19 protein-coding genes are annotated in these 18,483 nt (G+C 47.1%); 11 read left to right on the forward strand and 8 right to left on the reverse strand.

All coding sequences use genetic code 11. From position 1 onward, the window contains the following. From V1L52_RS02335 to V1L52_RS02360, 6 genes are read right to left on the reverse strand one after another with little or no spacing between them, the layout of a single operon-like run. The gene (locus tag V1L52_RS02335) at positions 1 to 396 is read right to left on the reverse strand and encodes a hypothetical protein (RefSeq protein WP_428770694.1); all 396 of its coding nucleotides are present in this window, start codon (positions 394 to 396) and stop codon (positions 1 to 3) included. 35 nt (positions 397 to 431) lie between these two features. Then, positions 432 to 1,163, reverse strand: a complete 732-nt coding sequence (locus tag V1L52_RS02340) for a hypothetical protein (RefSeq protein ID WP_428770695.1) — start codon at positions 1,161 to 1,163, stop codon at positions 432 to 434. Beyond that, positions 1,160 to 1,795, reverse strand: a complete 636-nt coding sequence (locus V1L52_RS02345; RefSeq protein ID WP_428770696.1) for a rhomboid family intramembrane serine protease — start codon at positions 1,793 to 1,795, stop codon at positions 1,160 to 1,162. The genes V1L52_RS02340 and V1L52_RS02345 overlap by 4 nt, the downstream gene beginning before the upstream one ends. A gap of 25 nt (positions 1,796 to 1,820) precedes the next feature. Beyond that, the gene (locus tag V1L52_RS02350) at positions 1,821 to 3,410 is read right to left on the reverse strand and encodes a DUF5312 family protein (RefSeq protein WP_428770697.1); all 1,590 of its coding nucleotides are present in this window, start codon (positions 3,408 to 3,410) and stop codon (positions 1,821 to 1,823) included. A 19-nt stretch (positions 3,411 to 3,429) separates the two neighbouring features. Next, a complete protein-coding gene (dusB, locus tag V1L52_RS02355; RefSeq protein WP_428770698.1) occupies positions 3,430 to 4,431 on the reverse strand; it encodes a tRNA dihydrouridine synthase DusB in 1,002 nt (333 codons plus the stop codon). Positions 4,432 to 4,450: 19 nt separating this feature from the next. Continuing rightward, positions 4,451 to 5,224: a TatD family hydrolase gene (locus V1L52_RS02360; protein WP_428770699.1), complete on the reverse strand. Its 774-nt coding sequence runs from the start codon at positions 5,222 to 5,224 to the stop codon at positions 4,451 to 4,453. A gap of 273 nt (positions 5,225 to 5,497) precedes the next feature. Here V1L52_RS02360 and V1L52_RS02365 point away from each other — a divergent pair, with 273 nt between their 5' ends. The 4 genes from V1L52_RS02365 to V1L52_RS02380 are packed head-to-tail and all read left to right on the forward strand — an operon-like array spanning position 5,498 to position 8,437. Further along, on the forward strand, positions 5,498 to 6,517 hold the full coding sequence (locus tag V1L52_RS02365) for a M23 family metallopeptidase (RefSeq protein WP_428770700.1): 1,020 nt from the start codon (positions 5,498 to 5,500) through the stop codon (positions 6,515 to 6,517). A 25-nt stretch (positions 6,518 to 6,542) separates the two neighbouring features. Continuing rightward, positions 6,543 to 6,971 carry a bactofilin family protein gene (locus tag V1L52_RS02370; protein WP_428770701.1) on the forward strand — a complete coding sequence of 143 codons (429 nt, stop codon included), beginning with the start codon at positions 6,543 to 6,545 and terminating at the stop codon, positions 6,969 to 6,971. Further along, entirely contained in the window at positions 6,971 to 7,489 is a 519-nt protein-coding gene (locus V1L52_RS02375; RefSeq protein ID WP_428770702.1) for a YaaR family protein, read from the forward strand. The genes V1L52_RS02370 and V1L52_RS02375 overlap by 1 nt, the downstream gene beginning before the upstream one ends. A gap of 15 nt (positions 7,490 to 7,504) precedes the next feature. After that, on the forward strand, positions 7,505 to 8,437 hold the full coding sequence (locus tag V1L52_RS02380) for a PSP1 domain-containing protein (RefSeq protein ID WP_428770703.1): 933 nt from the start codon (positions 7,505 to 7,507) through the stop codon (positions 8,435 to 8,437). Between the two features lie 17 nt (positions 8,438 to 8,454). On the opposite strand, the gene V1L52_RS02385 is transcribed toward V1L52_RS02380, so the two are convergent. Further along, a complete protein-coding gene (locus tag V1L52_RS02385; protein ID WP_428770704.1) occupies positions 8,455 to 9,168 on the reverse strand; it encodes a hypothetical protein in 714 nt (237 codons plus the stop codon). Positions 9,169 to 9,310: 142 nt separating this feature from the next. Here V1L52_RS02385 and V1L52_RS02390 point away from each other — a divergent pair, with 142 nt between their 5' ends. From V1L52_RS02390 to V1L52_RS02410, 5 genes are read left to right on the forward strand one after another with little or no spacing between them, the layout of a single operon-like run. Continuing rightward, positions 9,311 to 9,556: a (2Fe-2S) ferredoxin domain-containing protein gene (locus V1L52_RS02390; protein WP_428770705.1), complete on the forward strand. Its 246-nt coding sequence runs from the start codon at positions 9,311 to 9,313 to the stop codon at positions 9,554 to 9,556. Next, positions 9,553 to 11,301, forward strand: coding sequence for a [Fe-Fe] hydrogenase large subunit C-terminal domain-containing protein (locus V1L52_RS02395; RefSeq protein WP_428770706.1), 1,749 nt, complete (start codon positions 9,553 to 9,555; stop codon positions 11,299 to 11,301). The genes V1L52_RS02390 and V1L52_RS02395 overlap by 4 nt, the downstream gene beginning before the upstream one ends. After that, entirely contained in the window at positions 11,298 to 12,500 is a 1,203-nt protein-coding gene (locus tag V1L52_RS02400) for a PP2C family protein-serine/threonine phosphatase (protein WP_428770707.1), read from the forward strand. Before V1L52_RS02395 ends, V1L52_RS02400 begins: the two co-directional genes overlap by 4 nt. A 14-nt stretch (positions 12,501 to 12,514) precedes the next feature. After that, positions 12,515 to 12,766 (forward strand): NAD(P)H-dependent oxidoreductase subunit E, encoded by a 252-nt coding sequence (locus V1L52_RS02405; protein WP_428770708.1) that lies wholly within the window; start codon positions 12,515 to 12,517, stop codon positions 12,764 to 12,766. After that, positions 12,760 to 14,268 (forward strand): monomeric [FeFe] hydrogenase, encoded by a 1,509-nt coding sequence (locus V1L52_RS02410; protein WP_428770709.1) that lies wholly within the window; start codon positions 12,760 to 12,762, stop codon positions 14,266 to 14,268. Before V1L52_RS02405 ends, V1L52_RS02410 begins: the two co-directional genes overlap by 7 nt. 155 nt (positions 14,269 to 14,423) lie before the next feature. On the opposite strand, the gene V1L52_RS02415 is transcribed toward V1L52_RS02410, so the two are convergent. Then, on the reverse strand, positions 14,424 to 15,695 hold the full coding sequence (locus V1L52_RS02415; protein ID WP_428770710.1) for a Crp/Fnr family transcriptional regulator: 1,272 nt from the start codon (positions 15,693 to 15,695) through the stop codon (positions 14,424 to 14,426). Between the two features lie 114 nt (positions 15,696 to 15,809). Here V1L52_RS02415 and V1L52_RS02420 point away from each other — a divergent pair, with 114 nt between their 5' ends. Together V1L52_RS02420 and V1L52_RS02425 are read left to right on the forward strand one after the other, a co-directional pair. Beyond that, a complete protein-coding gene (locus V1L52_RS02420; RefSeq protein WP_428770711.1) occupies positions 15,810 to 16,670 on the forward strand; it encodes a PHP domain-containing protein in 861 nt (286 codons plus the stop codon). Between the two features lie 146 nt (positions 16,671 to 16,816). Further along, positions 16,817 to 18,481: a YifB family Mg chelatase-like AAA ATPase gene (locus tag V1L52_RS02425; protein WP_428770712.1), complete on the forward strand. Its 1,665-nt coding sequence runs from the start codon at positions 16,817 to 16,819 to the stop codon at positions 18,479 to 18,481. Positions 18,482 to 18,483 lie beyond the last annotated feature (2 nt).

An 18,483-nucleotide genomic window follows, 5' to 3' on the forward strand; every position in this document is an offset into this window, starting at 1 on the left:
TTAATATGCCGTCGCCTGTTTTTCCAAAAAGCGGATACGTGACGTATAATACACCTTTTTCTTTGCGCCGTCGTATTTTGTCGAATCGGCTCCCCTGTACACATAATGATAGTACTTACGCACGCCGTTTTCTTGAGTTTCTTCAATAAACTTCATGGCACGGTCGCGGATTGCAATCATCGCGTCGGCTTGATTAAACATACTTTGATTTATCGTAACGGTAAAAAAAGCTTCACCGGTAGCGGGCAAGTATTCAATCGTGATGGTGTAGGGAAGATTGTTTTCGGTTTTTCCCTCTTCTTCTATTTTGACTACATTCAAATCATCGGGAATTTGCGCATACAAAGCGGCTCCGATACACAAAAAAACGGCTAACACAAAAAATATCTTTTTCATAACAATTCCTCCTTGCGGAAAATTCGGCACACTGTTTAAAATTGCGTGTACTCTTCTATTTTACTCACAAACAGAAAAAAATCAAGGTCGGCGCGGTATTTTCCGCTTTTTATATAATAACGGGGCAAATCGGTTAATAAAACGGTTCCGTTTATTTCTTTCGGCTTGTTTTTTACAAAAGTACGGGCGTATGAACGGACGGCATCTTTGAGCGCCTGCCTGCATGCTTCTTTTATGCCTTCGCCCCCGTCTATGAGCGGCGCCTCTCCCTTGCCGTGAATGCTGCGGTATGCGCTTGTTTTATACCGCTCTCTTCGGTGTATCATGTCGGGGGAAAGGCGGTATTCCGCCCAGCATTCAAGTCTGGCTCCTTCGGAACGGTAGTGTACATCGGTAAAAGACAGTCGTTCATCGGATGCGATGGGAATAAGCGCCTCAACGCTGAAAAACTCGCTTACACCGCGCAGTTTGTCCGAGGGTGTATAGCTGAATTTCCATCCGTAAATAAGGCCTTCGAGCATAAAGGGTGTAAGGGCTTTGATTTCTTCTATCGCTTGCGTATAGATTGAATCGCCTTTTTCAAGCGGTTTTTGAAGGGACGGCACGTTGTCTACCGGAAACCACAGCGGAAAGCGCAGAATTTCGTAGGCTGCTTCGTTTTGCGCGTACAGGACGGAAAAAGCCGCTAAAAAACCGAGTACGGATAACGGACGTAAAAGAGAAAAGAGCCGCTCGTTTTTTTGTATGATATCTGATTTTACCTTCATTTTCGGTAGGCTTCCTTCCACAGGGCAAGAGGGCTTTTTTTCATGCGTATTTTTACATAGAGCCATGCCGCGGCAAAACCCGATAAGTGGGTGGTATGGGCAATACCCGAATTAACGCTGAACAGTTGACTGAAAATCTCGATGAGTGCAAAAACGGCTACCAAAATGGGAGCCGGAACCGGTAAAAGACCCCACAGGTAGATAAGAGTGCGGGGAAAAAGTACCGAAAAAACCAAAAGTACGGCATAAACGGCTCCGGAGGCTCCGAGTAAAAAAACATGATTCATTCCGGCTGCCGCATAGACTGCAAAAGACAGGGCGCCGGAGGCAAGTCCTGAGGAAAAATATAAAATCAAAAATTGTTTTGTGCCGAGTTTGCGCTCAACCGCAGTACCGAAAAACACAAGACCGAGCATATTGCCCAGCAAGTGCATAAGACTTCCGTGGACAAACATATACGAGATAAACTGCCAATACATACGGCCGTGTATAATCAATACGCTGTTTAAGGACAGGTATGCGCGCACAGACGGAAACGCTTCGGTTATGAAAAAAAGGATAACATTGACGGCGGTCAGCGTAAGGGCGGCGCTTTTTGAAAACAAAGATGTATTATGTATGTGTTTTTCCATAACACGCCGAATCCTCGGCTGCTCCTTATCTCGGTTCTTTTCTCGGCGCTTCAATTTGACCGATAACGGCATAATTTTTCATTACCGATAAAAAAGCCGCCCATTGGGGCTGGGACTGTTCAAGAAAGTCAACGCGGCTTCTGTTGCGTGACGAAGTAAACAAAAATTTGATATTCGATAACACTTCCGGAACGGATTTTCGTGCGTCATCCGATAAAAGCAGTAAATAGCGGTATAAGTCGTAAAAGTAGGATACCTGGGTTTGGACAAAGTTTTTTGCTTCGGCATTTACGTTGTTAACCATATTTGTCAGGTTTCTCGAAAATTCGGGGTCTTTTCTTCCGTCACTGATGTAACTTATCATAAGGGTTATGTCGTTTTTTCCGCCGCGCTCAAAAGATTCTTCAAAGGCTTTTAAAATACGCTCCGTATCGGTACATGCATAAACCGTGGATGCAAAATCGGTTTTTTGTTCGGGATTATTAAAAAATCCTTCAAGGATAATGTCGTTTAAAAGTCCCTTCACCTGTTCTTCAAAATAGCGGTTTAAAAAGGTTTTTATAATTTGCATCGGCGTTATCCACAAAAAGGAAACGGACGTATCTCTTTTTAAAAGTTTATTGTTTTCTTCGTTGTAAGAACTGAGAACCGACAGCGGCGTTTCCCCGAATAATTCTTTGGTTTCGCGTTCAAGCTGCCGGTCCTGCAGTTCAACTTTCATTCTCTGCTCATCGGCTTGAAACCTCGTACGGGTACGGGATGCGTATTCGGCCAAGGGGGAGTTTTTTATAAAGGCGGTGTCGGGCTGAAATGCAGGATCGTCCTTTGACACCCTGATACAGGCTTTTAAGGTCTCCGTATTCAATACCTTGGTTAAAACCGCGGCTATTTTTTTTATATGCACTACGATATCGTCTGCCGACATTGTCTTTTCGTTATGCAGGGTCGAAGCTATGGCTATAATAACCCGCGCCAAAGCTCCGTTAAACTCGATGGCGGATGTTATATAATATAAGTCGCACAACTGTACGGCGGTTTTATCTATCGATACCGGAATAAAGGTGTTTTGCGGGTCCAGGGGGTCGAAATGCGGATTAAACATGCTTAAAAGCGAAACATAATTGAATGAGCACAGGTCATAAAAGATTTCAAGGTTTTTCAGCGCTTCATCTATTTGCTGAAACGCCGACGACCTGAGTATATGTAAAAGCTGGTCGAGTGTATGCGTTTGGGATTCAACATCGCGCTGTATATTATTGCTTTGTTCGAGTTTTTCTTTGCGTGCCTCGTAAGACAGGGCTGCCATTTTTTCCCTGTCGTTTTCGGAATAACCGCTTTGAATCAGAATATCGTATATACGGTTTTTTATATGCAGGCTTTCCGGGGAGCGCATAAAGCTCAAGAGTTTACAAAAGGGCGAGGTATGGGTATAGAGTAAAAAGATGAGCTCGCCGAAAGCCGGAAGCAGTTCCCCGTTTTTATAAAGGGGAGGCTGCATTTGTCTGAGCTGAATTTCGAGTTTTTTTACCTGCTGCTTTTTAGGTGCTCCCGTTTTATCTCCTGCGCCGGCGAGAATGGATTTAACAAAGTCTATGAGCTGCTGCAAAATACCCATATGAACCATTGTAAAGGGATTATTCGGTTTTGACAATAAGATGTGCAAAGATTTCGCGATAATCTCTGCGGCTTTTTGCCGAAACAACCGCTTTGCGTAAGACGGCTCCTCCTTCAACCCCCTTTATGTAGGCACAAAAACGCTTACGCATCTCGCGGCAGGCATTTTCTTCGCCCTTGTCGGCGCATAAAAGCTCCAATTCGCCGAATGCGGCCTCCAAACGTTCGGCAAAAGGAATTTCCGTATACGAGCCCGTTTGCAAAAAATCCCGGGTTTGACGGAATATAAAGGGGTTGCCCATGGCGCCGCGGGCAAACATAAGGCCTGCACAGCCCGTTTGTGTGAATATATCGCGGGCATCTTCGGGCGTAAAAACATCTCCTGACGCGAAGAGAGGAATCTTTCCGTTCAACTGTTCAACCGCCGCTGCAATAACGTTTCTGTCGGCCCTGCCTTCATACCCCTGGGCTCGGGTGCGGCTGTGAATCGTTACGGCGGCTGCTCCCGCCTTGCAAGCCGCATCGAGGGCTTCGCTCCATGTTATGTTGTGTGCATCCCAGCCGGAGCGTATTTTTACCGTAACGGGAATAGGAACGGCTTGTGCGGCGGCTTTTACAACCTCGTAAAGTTTATCCGGCTCTTTCGTTAAAAAAGAACCCGCACCGCTTTTTATAATTTTGGGTACCGGACAGCCCGCATTTATGTCGATAAGTTCGGGTTTTACGCGCTCGTATACAATGCGGGCGGCTTCGGCAACGGTTTCGCTTTTGCCGCCGAAAATCTGCACGGCATAAGAAGTTTCTCCTGGTGCGCGCTCCGTAATTAAGGCCGTTTTATCCGAGCCGCGCACCAAAGCTTCGGCCGATACCATTTCCGTATAGGCAAAGTCGGCACCGCCTAAGCGGCATACGGAGCGGAATGCGCGGTCGGAATAGCCTGCAACGGGGGCGAGAAAGAGATTCCCTTCCAAATGGAGGGAACCGATATCTACGGGGCGGTAAAAAGATTGAGGATCGGGCACGGTACGGCTCTTTACTCCCTCATTCGCTCAGACGGAAAAAGGTACAGCTGTTTTTCCAAAGCCGGTCGGCAAGCTCTTCCCTGTCCATTTCGAGCATTTCCGCCAAAAAGAAGACGGTTGAAGATATGTAAGCCGGCATATTTCGTTTTCCCCTGAATTCCGCAGGTACCATAAAGGGACTTTCGGATTCAACCAGGATGCGCTCGATGGGGAGGTTTAAAACCGTTTCATGCAGATTCCGTGCATTGCGGTAGGTTAAATTACCCGCAAACGAAAAATACAGGTTTAAGTCGAGGGCTTTTTTGGCATAGGCGGCGTCTTCGGAATAGCAGTGCAAAACCGCCCCCGCCGAGGGAAGACGTTCGGATAAAATATCGAGAATGTCCTTTCCCGCTTCGCGGTTGTGAATGATTACGGGCATATTCGCCTTTTCCGCCAATTCAAGCTGGGTAATGAATAATTCTATCTGCGAGCGTTTATCGCCGAATTTGCGGAAATAATCCAAGCCCGTTTCTCCGAGGGCGACGACGTTGGGCAGTTTTAACCCCTCTTCAATCGTCTTTACCCAATCACGGCCGGGGTTGTTGACTTCGGACGGAGCCACTCCTATTGCATGGTACACACCGGAAACCGATTTAAAATTGCCGTATACAAGAGAAAAATCATGCAAACTGTTGCAGATGCTGATAATACGGTTAACGCCCGCCTGCTTGGCATTTTGAACGACTCTTAACTGTTCAATGGGATCTTCATAAATAAGCCCGATATGGGCATGAGTATCAAAAAACTGCATGGCTTTCTTCCAAAAAAAGATAATTACGGGAAAATATACCTACCCGAGAAATGCATCGTTAAGACTTTATACATTCCTACCGATAAGCATAACATAGGAATTGTGTATCGTCAACAAATCTTTTAAAGATTTTTGATATCGGACAAAAGAGAATATAAAACTCAAACCCTGAACAAGGTTTTATATTTGACATCTTTGGTTTGTAATGATATACTGTGCTGAATAATATAGGGGCTTTTTTGAAGGGTCCCGTACACAAAATCGGAGAAAAAGGTGGCGAGAACCCGTACATATAAAAGATTGGAAAAAAGTTTTGTTCACTCCGTGATGCTTTTTTTCGGCGGTGTGTTCCGTAAAATAGCCGCTTTTTTTAATACCGTTTTTAAATTTTGCGACCGCAAGCTGACCATTATGATTGTTCCGCATTCGCAAAGCAGGGTAATCAATTTCAGAACGAATATATTTTCGCTGGGTGCGGGAACCCTTTTGATATTGGGTATTCTGATTTCCTTTTTTTATTTTAACCGCCGTACATCCGGCTCCGTGCGGGAAGTTGCCCGTCTTCAGGAAGAGAATCGTAAAACCCTTGCCAGCTTGGATGAATTGCGGGACGAAAACAATAACCTCTTGCAGACGGCGGAGCGTTTTCAAAATACCCTCAGTCAAGCCCTTGCCCTTATCGGCATAAATCAATCCGCAACGAGCAAAACGTCGAATCAAAACAGCGACCTTTCCTCCCTGTTCAATATGCGCGAAATTGCCCGCGGTTCGGTAAAAGAAAGCGCCGACATCCGCGAGCTTTCAAACTATCTTGAAAATTCCGTGCAGCCCATAGAGCAAATCGGAAAAATGCTGCAAATTCAGGGCGCCATGCTTTCGGATACGCCGAACGTATGGCCGGTAAAGGGAGGCTTGGGACATTTTTCCATGCCCTTCGGCCAAGCTCTGCACCCGATTACGGGGCAGTGGTATATTCACAAGGGGCTCGATATTTCCACCTACCGTTCCGGCGACCCGGTTATATCGACTGCTAACGGCCAGGTTGTTACGGTTACCTACGATGCTTCGTTCGGGAACTATATCATCATTCAGCATAAATACGGATACTATACACGCTATGCGCATTTACAGTCGACGCGCGTAAAAACGGGACAATTCGTGTCTCAGGGCGACGTTATCGGAACAATAGGAAACTCCGGCGTGTCGACGGGAGCTCACTTGCACTATGAAGTGCATATCGGTTCCGACGTAGTGGATCCGGCAAAATACGTTAATATTAAGCTGAAAAATTAACCCGTAAAACGGACGGAAGCCTTTTATGATTTCACGCTATGACGATATTTCCATTAATACCCTTATCGGTGCGGGCTCTTTTATAAAGGGCGATTTGCGCTTGGAAGGCTTTATCCGTCTTGACGGCGATGTGGACGGGAATATAGAAACATCGGGCAGAATAATCATCGGCGACCGGGCACGCATACGCGGTAATATACGCGCTTTGTCGGCAGTTGTAAACGGTATTGTGGAAGGCGACATAACGGCACCCGAAGGAATTAAGCTTTTTTCTTCCGCTTCCGTGCGCGGCGATATTATTACAAAAAAAATATGTGTTGAAGAGAACGTGTTTATTCAAGGCCATTGTATTGTACTTGAAGACGACAATGATTTTAACGAAGCTAAAAACATACAGGCTGATAAAAAAGCGATACGGCATAAGATGTTCGGCGAAGACAGGGGCATGTACTGATGCCCGGCATTGATCCGCTTCAATCTTCTTTTTTTAATCCCGGGGAAAACCTTACACATAAAAAAGACAGGGATAAAGAAAAGCTGCGGGTTCAAAAAAGCTTTGCCGATGTTTTAAAGCGTACTTCCGAAGACTCTGCGGCCGAACAACAGGTTTTATCGGCACACATGATGCCGGATAACTTTGACGCTTTGTCCTTCGATGATAAATTGACGGCCTTGGTTGACGGCGTGTATGCGGCCGGAGACGAATTGAAAAAAAAGCCGTTTACTGATAGCTTTATAGCATATAAGCAAAGTCTTTCGCGTTTTATGCGTTTTGTGGTTGATAATTCCTATGAATTGGAAATACGCGAGCAGCGTAAAGGAAAAAAGCGCCGTCAGCTTATAACGGTGCAGACAATCAATGCAAAATTGGATGAGTTGGCTGCCGATATTTTGTATAATCAAGCCGATCAATTAAAGATTTTGGCAAAGATAGATGAAATACACGGTGTTTTGGTTGATTTTTTATCATAGCTGTCGGAGGAACCGATGTTTGATACGGATATAGACGGGTTAAATAGTGAAGATTTGCGCGCTTTGGAAGATGTCGAGCCCGTGCATAATGAAGCGGATGAGGGTGCTTTTGCCGATTTTACTTTTCCCTCGCCCCTGTACCGGCTTGTGCTTGATTATTCGCGGGAAAGTTTATATGCCTCGGCTTCCGATGAGCTGAAGCTTGAGGCGGGCGATTCGGTTATTGTCCCTACACGCTACGGCAAGGATATGGCGCGCGTTTTGGGGATTGCAAAAAAACCGATAGGGGTGCGCCCTCAGGATATCGTTGAAATCGAAAAAAAAGCTTCTGCAGAGGATTTACAGCGCGCTGCGGAATTGAAAAAAAAGGAAAAAGAATCGCTGAGGATTTTTAAAGAAAAAACCGCCGCCCACAAGCTGGATATGAAACCCGTCGGGGTGCATTATCTTTCCGAAGAGCAAAAGGTTTTGTTTTTTTTCAGCTCCGAAAGCCGTGTCGATTTCCGCGAGCTGGTAAAGGATTTGGTTTCGGTATTTAAAATCCGCATAGAGCTTAGGCAAATAGGAGTGCGCGATGAATCCCGGCACACCGGCGGTTTGGGCGTATGCGGAAGACCCTATTGCTGTCATGCCGTTTCCGATAAACTGCGTCCCGTATCGATTCGGATGGCAAAGGAGCAAAACCTTTCGCTTAATTCGATGAAAATATCGGGGCAGTGCGGCCGTCTTTTATGCTGTTTAGCCTATGAATACGATTGGTATGCCGAGGCGCGCAAAAAAATGCCTTCGGAAGGTTTGCGCATTTTTTACGATAACACGAACTTCCGTATTGCCGAATCGAATCCGATTACGGGTATGATAAAGATGTCCGGAGAGGACGGCCGTGTACTTGAAATAGCTTCTTCACGTTTTAAGCAAATCGACGGCAGGTGGAAGCTCGTCGATTGAGCGCGCTTCGGAACGGCTTATGAAAATACCGCAATATCCGCTTCATCCGGGCGGACCGGAAGGCTCTTCCATGCCTTATAAAAAGCCGCGTCTTTAAAGCCCGCTTCCCGTGCGTAACCGGTCAATTCTTTTACCGAAGGAATATATACGGGAACTCCGGTGCGTACGGGTATACGTTTTATGCCGCCGCTTGCATCGGTGCGTTCCAGCGTTTGAGTTAAAAGGCCTTTTTCGCCGTCCTCGTCGTTTTGAATGCTTGAAGTAAGCTTTACGCGCGGGCTTTCTTTGTCCTGCAGCATGTCGGGCAAATGGACGATAAGGCGGCCTTCAGGTACGAGGCCGGCTTTACAGTCGTACAAAAATTTGCGCAGTAAAGTTTTGTCGTGTATAAAGTATATAAAGCCGTCGAGAATGGCGGTACAGTGGTAGAAATTCTTTGCCAAAAACCTGCCTATGTCCAAGGGTTCCATTTGAAAAAAACGCAGCGCGGCGTTCGGCGTACGGTGCCGGCGTACGGCCGTATCGATGAATCGGCGTTCCGCACCGATAGCGGTTATATCGAAGCCGCATTTTGCGAGTCGGTGTTCACAGAGGCCCGTACCGCATTCTATGCTCAAGATTTTTGCGGGCACCGGATAGGCATCCAGCTCGTTTTTAAAAAAAGCGATGAGGTCATCCGTAATCGGGTATAATTCATCGTAATATTCAATGATATGTTCGGTAAAGTTCATCAAAACAATTATATCACATATATGAAAAAAAAGCTCTTATTGATACTGTTTTTTTTTTTGATTTTCTGTTATATTTTAGTCGGGACGACACGCATTCTCTATTGACTATATCGATATTTTTTTATATAAAGAAGAGGGTATTATGGCAACAATAACGGTATGTATGGGAAGTTCCTGCTTCAGCAGGGGAAACGCCATGAACGCGGAAATTGTTCAAAAATTTTTGGCGGATAAGGGGCTCACCGATAAGGTGTACGTAAAGGGCTGTCTGTGTGACGGGCAGTGCAAAAACGGACCGAATTTGCATATAAACGATAAGCTCTTTTCCCATGTTTCTCCCGAATCGCTTGAAGACCTGTTAACTCATGAGCTGGAAGCCTTATTATGAATTTTTTATATCCCGTATATACGGAACTTACCGAATGTCAGGATTGTTATAAGTGTGTCCGCCAATGTCCGGTAAAAGCCATTCGGGTTGAAAACGGCCACGCCATGATTATCCCCGAAATGTGTATCGTATGCGGAACCTGTGTTATAAAATGCCCCGCAAAGGCGAAGCGGGTGCGAAGCGATTTACAGAGGCTTCCTCGGCTTTTGTCCCTAAAACAGACGGTTATCGTGTCTTTGGCGCCTTCATTCGTATCGGAGTTTCCCGACTGTACGAGCGAGCAGCTGGTTGAAGCAATTAAAATGCTGGGCTTTACGGGCGTATCCGAAACCGCCATAGGGGCCGACCTTGTATCCGCCCGGGTTGCCGAAGATTTGTGTTTGTCGGCTGCCGGTAAAACCGACCAAAAGCTTTTTTTGTCTTCGGCATGTCCCGTTGTCGTCGAGTATATAAAGCACTTTATGCCGGATTTTACCCCCTTTATTACCGACCGCTCGTCGCCGCTTTTAGCCCATGCCCGCTTTTTGCGTGAAACCTACGGAGACGATATAGGTGTTGTTTTTATCGGGCCCTGTATTGCCAAAAAGCGGGAAAGCGATATATTCAGGCAAATAGACTTAGCCATTACCTTTGACGAACTGCGCCGCAGATTTAACGAAGAGGGTATACAGCCGTCAAAGATTCCGAGCGGGCAAAGCGGAGATACGGCTTTTATTCCCTTCCGCTCGGCTAAAGGCGCTTTTTTTCCTATAGACGGCGGTATGATTAAAGCTGTCAAACAGTATCATATTCCCGATTCGGTACATTCGTTGGCCGTAACGGGCATAGATGAAATTCCTTCCGCCCTTGCCGGATTGCATAACGAAAGTCTCGAATACCCCTTGTTTATAGAGCTTTTATCCTGTACCGGAGGCTGTATCAACGGGCCTGCAAGCTCAAAAAAACGTTCCGGTGCAATAAAACACGTTAATGTGGTTGACTATGCGCAAAGCGCAAAAGACAGGCTTGACGAAAGCGTCGTTAAAGAAAAATTCGATTTAAGCGGTACGCTTCCGGCCAAAAGGGTGTATCCGGGCAGTCCCGATGAGTCGGCTATACGGGAAGCTTTGCGCTCGGTCGGTAAATATACCGGTGAAGACGAGGTAAACTGCGCAAGCTGCGGCTACGATACATGCCGGGAGTTTGCCAAGGCAATGCTTGAAAACAGGGCCGAAAAAACCATGTGCGTATCCTATATGCGTAAATTGGCCCAAAAAAAGGCCAACGGCTTAATTCAAACCATTCCCAGCGGTGTTATTATCTGCGATAAAGATTTGCGTATCATTGAATGCAATAAGAATTTTGCACGCCTTATGGGAACGGATATTGAAGAAATGTATGAAGCAAAACCCGGCCTCGAGGGTGCCGATTTAACCCGGATAGCCGATTTTTTCCGTTTTTTTGAGGATGTATTGGCAAAAAACGGTCCGGACGTTATAGAGCGCGAAGTACGTACGGGAAAAAAGATTTACCACGTTACGGTATTTGCAATTGAAAAAGAAGCCTGCGCCGGAGGAGTTGTTGAAGATATTACGGCCCCTCAAATTCAAAAGGACCGCATCGTCAATCAGGCAAGAAAAGTTATTACAAAACACTTGTCTGTAGTACAAAAAATAGCCTTTTTGATGGGGGAAAACGCTGCGGAAACGGAGTCCATGCTTAATTCCATAATCAATTCGTTTTCCGATGAATCGGAGCAACAATGACGGATTTGGAAACTTTTATAGAAGTCGGGCATTATCAGGTGTGCAAATATAACCAAATGGCCGAAGGGGATGTTTTTTTATCGCACAAGAATCCTTCGGACGGCAGAGTTATTACCACATTGTCCGACGGCTTGGGATCCGGTATAAAAGCGGGAGTTTTGGCAACCTTAACGGCAACCATGGCGACCAAATTTATCGAGTCCGATATTCCCATGCGGCGGGCGGCAAATATTATTATGGATACGCTTCCGGTCTGTAAGGACCGCGGCATAAGCTATGCAACCTTTACCCTTGTAGACATTGAACCGAGTGCGGCAGTGCGCATAATGGAATACGATAATCCGCCCTACGTGTTAATACGCCAGCAAACAATGGTGGAACCCATAAAGGATATTTCGCCCATTGAACGTAAAAAAAAGTCTACGGCCCCTAAAAAAGAAGCCTTTTTACAGTATTCGCGTTACGATGCGCGCCCCGGCGACCGTCTGGTATTTTTTTCCGACGGGGTAACCCAGTCGGGCATGGGCAGTACGGCGCTTCCCTTCGGCTGGGGGTCTATCAATGCACAAAGCTATATTTTAAAAACCGTGCAGGAAAATCCGTTTATAAGCGCCCGCGATTTGGCGCGCGCGGTTGTTCAGCAGGCGCTTTTACACGACGGTTATACCCCGAAAGACGATATTACCTGCGGCGTTATTTATTTTCGAAGCCCGCGCGATATGCTCGTCCTTACAGGACCGCCCCTGCATCCTGAAAGCGATGTCGAAATAGCCCGCCGCTTTGCTTCTTTTGAGGGGAAAAAGATCATTTGCGGCGGTACGACGGCGAATATCATATCGCGCGAACTGCGTAAGCCGGTAAAGGTTATTTTAAAGAATTTTGACCCCAAGGTGCCGCCCGCCTCGGAAATGGAAGGTGCCGATATGGTAACCGAGGGTATCATTACAATGGGGGCGGTTTCCGAGATTTTGGAAAGGGGAGCGAATACCGAGCATATGGCCCCCAATCCCGCAACCCGTATAGTCGATATGTTTTTGGACAGCGACCGCATACATTTTATTGTCGGAACCAAAATCAACGAGGCGCATCAGGACCCGAATATGCCCGTCGAATTGGAAATAAGGCGCAATGTGGTAAAAAAAATAGCTTCATTGCTTGAAGGTAAATATCTGAAAGAGGTGAATATAGACTATTTCTAGACAAGGGAGACAGTATGGAAAAAACAAAGCTTGCAATTTGCACGGGAACGGCCTGTTACGTTATGGGCGCTTCCGATTTTTTGCTTTTGGAAGACGACTTGCCGGACGATTTAAAGGGTAAGGTCGAAATTACGGGCGTTACCTGCCTGGAAAAATGCAAGGACGCCGCTTACGGTAAACCTCCGTTTGTTTTAATCGACGACGAATTGGTCGCCGGCGCAACGGTTCAAAATATTTTGGAGAAAATCAGGGAAAAACAATGCTGAACATTAACAACAATGCTGCAAACATTAAAAGGGAGATTTTGGTACGCATAGCAAAATTACAGCTCGCAGGAAAGCTGGAGGAGGGCGTACACTATATTCCGCGTGAAATGGTTCCGAGAAATGCGACACCGATGCGCTGTTGTATTTTTCACGACCGTGAAATTATGCGCTTGCGTGTTATTGCGCGTTTGGGCTGTTCGGTGGAAAATTACGATGAAGAAAAAACCCTTGCTTCCTATGCGCGCGAATCTTTGGAGAGGGAAAAGCCTACCTGGCCCATGCTGACCGTATTGGACGAAGCCTGTAACGCCTGTGTAAAAAGCCAATACATGGTAACCAATGCCTGTCAAGCCTGTTTAGCCCGTCCCTGTATGGTAAACTGTCCCAAAAAAGCTATAGATATAAAAAACGGCAGGGCCCACATAGAAGTTGAAAAATGTATCAACTGCGGTTTGTGTTTGCAAAACTGTCCCTACCACGCGGTTATCAAGATTCCGGTACCCTGTGAAGAATCCTGTCCTGTCGGCGCCATTTCGAAGGATGAAAACGGAAAAGAACGAATCGATTACCACAAATGTATTTTTTGCGGAAATTGTATGCGTGAGTGTCCCTTCGGCGCCATGATGGATAAGGGACAGCTTGTTGATGTTATCAAGCGCATTATGGACGGGAAAAAAGTGGTTGCCCTCTACGCCCCGGCCGTTGCGGCCCAATTCCGTGCGGTGCCCGGGCAGCTTGAAAGCGCTTTAAAAAAGGCGGGTTTCAGCCGCACTTGGGAGGTTGCAATCGGGGCGGACATAACCGCCGACCGTGAAGCCGTCGAATTTGAAGAACGCATGGAGCACGGTCATGTGCTTATGACCACCTCCTGCTGCCCTGCCTATGTGCGGGCGGTAAAACGGCATGTGCCCCAGCTGGTTCCCTGTATTTCGGATACGAGAAGTCCCATGCACTATACGGCTGCGCTGGCGAAAAAAGCCGATCCGGATTGTGTAAGCGTTTTTATAGGACCCTGTCTGGCAAAACGCCGCGAAGGTTTGGACGATGAATTTGTCGATTATGTTTTGTCTATAGAAGAAATAGGCGCCCTTTTGATTGCCAAGGGTATTGATATAGGTAAAGAAGAAGCGGCCCCCGGAACCATTATTCCGACCGCATCGGGTAGGAGTTTTGCCGCTGCAGGAGGGGTTGCCGAGGCGGTGCGCGTACGCTTAAAGCATCCTGAAAAACTGCGACCCGTTGTTATAAACGGTTTGAACAAACCGGGTATGAAACAGCTTGCCTTATACGGAAAAATACAAAGCGGAGAAATGCCGCATAATGATGATACTCCGAACCTTGTTGAGGTTATGGCCTGCGAAGGCGGCTGTATAGGAGGGCCCTCGGTTATTACAAATCCGAAGGTAGCTGTCGGCCAATTGAAAAAATATGTAGGAGAAGGGGCAGCCGATACCTTAAAACCGTCGGCGCCTCCGCCTGACGCGGTACAAGCCGAAGGTTAAACTCCCTATAAAACGGTGCGGCCGGGACTGTTGTAAAGCTGTCCGCTTTTATACATCTGCGCCGCGCCGCCTCAAACGGCTTTTGCCTGCATCCTGTCTTTTTAAAAGGACCTTTTACAAGCCGTGAGTATCTTGTTTCGGATAAGGGTACGGCTTTAGGCGGTGCGCTGTGCCGCGCGGGTATCCACGATGCGGCGCATATCGACGATATTGTTTACAATGATGTAAGAGTCGTACACTTCGATTTTATGCTTTTCGACGAAGCGGTTTACTTCTTCGCGCACACTGTCGACCGGAAGACCGGCCCAGTGTGAAATATCATGGATGGTTAGATTAAAGCGCATCGTCCGCTCGTTCGGGTCGGAATTCGGATGCATTTCGGCAAACATGAGGAAAACGTCGGCAATACGCGCTTGGGTGTCCTCGATGACGAGAATTTTAAAGCGGCGTTTTTGGTCGTAAATACGTTTGCAAAACAGCTTTAACAAAATAAGGGCTATTTGAGGGTTGCCCGTGATCAGTATTTCAAAGTTTTCTTTATTGAATTCCAATACCTTAACCGTATCTACGGCAACGGCCGTTGCCGAACGCGGCGAATTTTCCAAAATAGCCATTTCGCCGAAAAATTCGGAGGGACGTAAAATATCAAGATTTTTCTTTGCGCCCTTAACGCATTTTACAAGCTGCACCTGTCCGGATTGAATTAAATAAAAACTGTCGCCCGGTTCGTATTCGGCAATTATAACCGAACCCGGTTCGAAGGTTTTTGCAAAGCGGGAGAAGGCGGGAAGGGAAAACTGCTTTAATGCGCCCGATCCTGCCCCCGCCTGTGCGGCTTCGGCTTCATGGGCGGCAATTTGCTGGCGCTGATTTCCCCCGCGCTGTTTTTGCATATCGAGTTTTCGTTTTGTACTGGTATAAAGTTTTGCCGCCGCTTCTTTGTTTGAAGCGTTCGGAAAGCGGGATAAAAGTTTCATGCATACATCGCAGCATGCCTGATACTGCTCGTCTTCGAGAAAACTTTCGGCTACCGACATCATACCGGTCGGCTGGTCGGATCCCGCATTGCTGTTTAAAATAGACTCCGTTTTGCGGTGAATTGCGCGCAGCTGATTGGAGAAAACGCGGAGCATTTTCATAATAACGGCTTTATTTTCACTGAATGTTTTTTCAAATTCGGGAACGGTTAAGACAATTACAATGCTGTCGGCAATTACGGTCGCCGTTTCTTCGCGCGGAAAATGCCCCAGGGCCGATTTTACACCGAAGAATTCACCCCTTTTGACATGCTCCGTTTGAGGTGCACCCGTTTCAATATCCGTGCTTGTCAAAACTATAAGCCCCTGCTGCAGGATAAATATCCGGTCATCGCGATCGCCTGAGAAATAAATAATCGAACCCTTTGTGTACTGCATTGCCTTAGGCATAGCGTTCCTCTAATCTGTAAAATCGATAAGCTTCCATAACAGTATATCGTAAAAAGCTTAAAATATCCATAGGATATTATAACATAAAAGTAAAAATTATGCTATTATTTTTTTATGATAGATTTGCATACTCATTCATCCGCATCGGACGGAAGCTTTTCTCCTTCCGATTTGATTGCATATGCGGCCGCCCGGGGGCTTTCCGTGCTTGCTTTAACGGATCACGATACGCTTGCCGGTTTGGACGAAGCTGCAAAAGCCGCAGACGGGGCGGGAATAGGCTTTATTCCGGGAATAGAGCTGAATATAGAATGGCCGCGAGGCGAATTTCATCTATTGGGCTTGGGTTTATACAATCCCGCCCCCTCTTTACACGCGCTTATCGATTTTTTACAGGAAAAAAGAAAAAAACGGAACGCGGAAATCATCGAAAAATTGAACGATTTGGGTATGGATACGGATTTAAAAGACTTGGAACAGATGTTTCATTCCTCGGTTATAGGGCGGCCCCATATAGCCGACTATTTGGTGTCACGGAGATTTGTAAAAACAAGGCAGCAGGCTTTTGACCGTTATTTGGCCAAGGGAAGGCCCTGTTACGCGGAACGGCGGGGGCTTGAGCTCAAAGATGCCGTTGAAGCAATAAAAAAAAGCGGCGGAGTTCCCGTTTTGGCCCATCCGATGTCCCTCTATGTTGCATGGGGAAAGCTTCCCGGCGTTTTGCATGAGATTTTTGAAACGGGTGTTGAAGGCATTGAAGCCTGGCATCCGGGTGCGCGCGTCGGTGAATGCAAACGGCTTGAAGAAACGGGAAGGCAAATCGGCTTTTTTATAACGGCCGGAAGCGATTTTCACGGTGAAAAGCGTCCCGACCGTAAAATAGGAAAAACCGCAGGACAAAAGCCCATAGAGGACAGCTTTTTAACCGAAGAACTGGAGCCGGCCCTGAAAAAGGTTAAAACGTATCTTCCGTGATTTTTTTATAAAAAAAGTACCTTTTTTTTCCATTGGACACCTATATATATAGTAGACCGAAAGTTCGGGTTTTACATTTTCGGTTATTCTACAGGCTTATCCGAAAATCCTTTGATTTTCGGATAAAGCCGCAGCAGGCGGTGTCTATGCATATTATCAGTTTTTCTCCCTTCGGCTACGAAGGCTCTTTGGTTACGGTGGAAGTGGATTTACGGCGCGGCATTCCCGCCGTCGATATGGTCGGTCTTGCGGATAACGCGGTAAAAGAAGCGCGCGAACGTATGAGGGCGGCTATACGGAATTCGGGCTTCGATTTTCCGCTCGAGCGAATTTTAATCAGTTTGTCGCCTGCGGACGTAAAAAAAGAAGGCGCAGGCTTCGATTTGGCTATAGCTCTTGCCGTTTTGGATAAAAGCGTCCGTCCCTCCGTTCCCGACCCCTTTGATTTCGGAAGGGCCGTTCTTGTGATGGGCGAATTGGAGCTTTCAGGAAGAATTCGGGCCGTAAGAGGCGTTCATGCAGCTCTTTTTACGGCTCGTGAACAGGGGCTCCGCTATTGTATTGTTCCTGCCGAAAATGAGGCCGAAGCCGCCTTGTTTTCCCGCGGTTGTAAAGCCGCAGACGGCTGTTACGGCGATCCCATGCGGGTTTTTGCCGCCGCACACCTGAGCGATGCATTTACCGTTTTATGCGGTTTAAGCGGCCGGGAAAAAGACTGTAAGGACGGCGTTGTCCTTGAAGACTCCGGCGAAACGCAGGGCGATTCGGGGATTTTCGTATCTTCGGCAAATCAGGGGAGTATGCACGGTACGCAAAAAAAAGAGGAAAAAGTTGTTTTTTCGGATTTTCCCCTCGGTGACGATTACCGGGAAATTGAGGGACAGGCTTTTTTAATACGCGCTCTTCAAATTGCGGCTGCCGGAAGGCATAACCTGATTGCCTACGGTTCTCCCGGCTGCGGCAAAACCCTTGCGTTAAGCCGCTTTTATACCCTTTTACCCCGTCTTACCGAAGAAGAAGCCTTGCCGGTAACGAGGATTTACAGCATTGCAGGCATGTTACCTGCAGGAACCCGCATGATGCGCGATGCCCCCTTCCGTCAGCCGCACCAAAGTTCAAGTTTGGAAGGAATAATCGGGGGCGGCTTACACTGCCGGCCCGGAGAGATTTCCCTTGCTCATAACGGCGTTTTGTTTTTGGATGAAGCCGCCGATTTTCGCTCATCGGTTTTGCAGGCTTTACGTGTTCCCTTGGAAGAAGGCAAAATAAGCTTAAGCCGGGCCGGAAGGACGGCAGTCTATCCTGCGCGCTTTCAATTGCTGCTTGCGGCCAATCCCTGTCCCTGCGGAAACTTCGGTTCGGAGGATAAAATATGCCTGTGTCATCCGCGCGCCGTTGAAGAATATTGGCGGCGTTTTTCGGCCCCTCTTTTGGACCGAATCGATATACGCGTAGCGCTTTCAAACCGCAGGGGAGAATCGGAAAACGAAAAATGTGAAAAAACCGGCACCGCTTTTTTACGCACAGGCATCGGACGGGCAACGGCCGTACAGCGTATGAGACAGGGAAAACCGAATGCTCATCTTGAGGCCGCCGAAATCAGGATTTTATGTCCGCTTGACGGCGAAACCGAATCTGCATTGAATGACAGCGCCCGCCGCTTCGGCTTTTCATCTCGGGGTATCCATTCCTGCATAAAACTTGCGCGTACAATCGCCGACCTTGAAGAGCGCCGCTCGATAGAAAAAAAAGACATCGAAGAAGCGGTGCTTCTTCACCGTAATGCGGGCGGCATACATTTGATGTTTTAAGC

Source organism: Treponema sp. HNW (assembly GCF_050320395.1).
Lineage (GTDB): Bacteria > Spirochaetota > Spirochaetia > Treponematales > Treponemataceae > Treponema_C.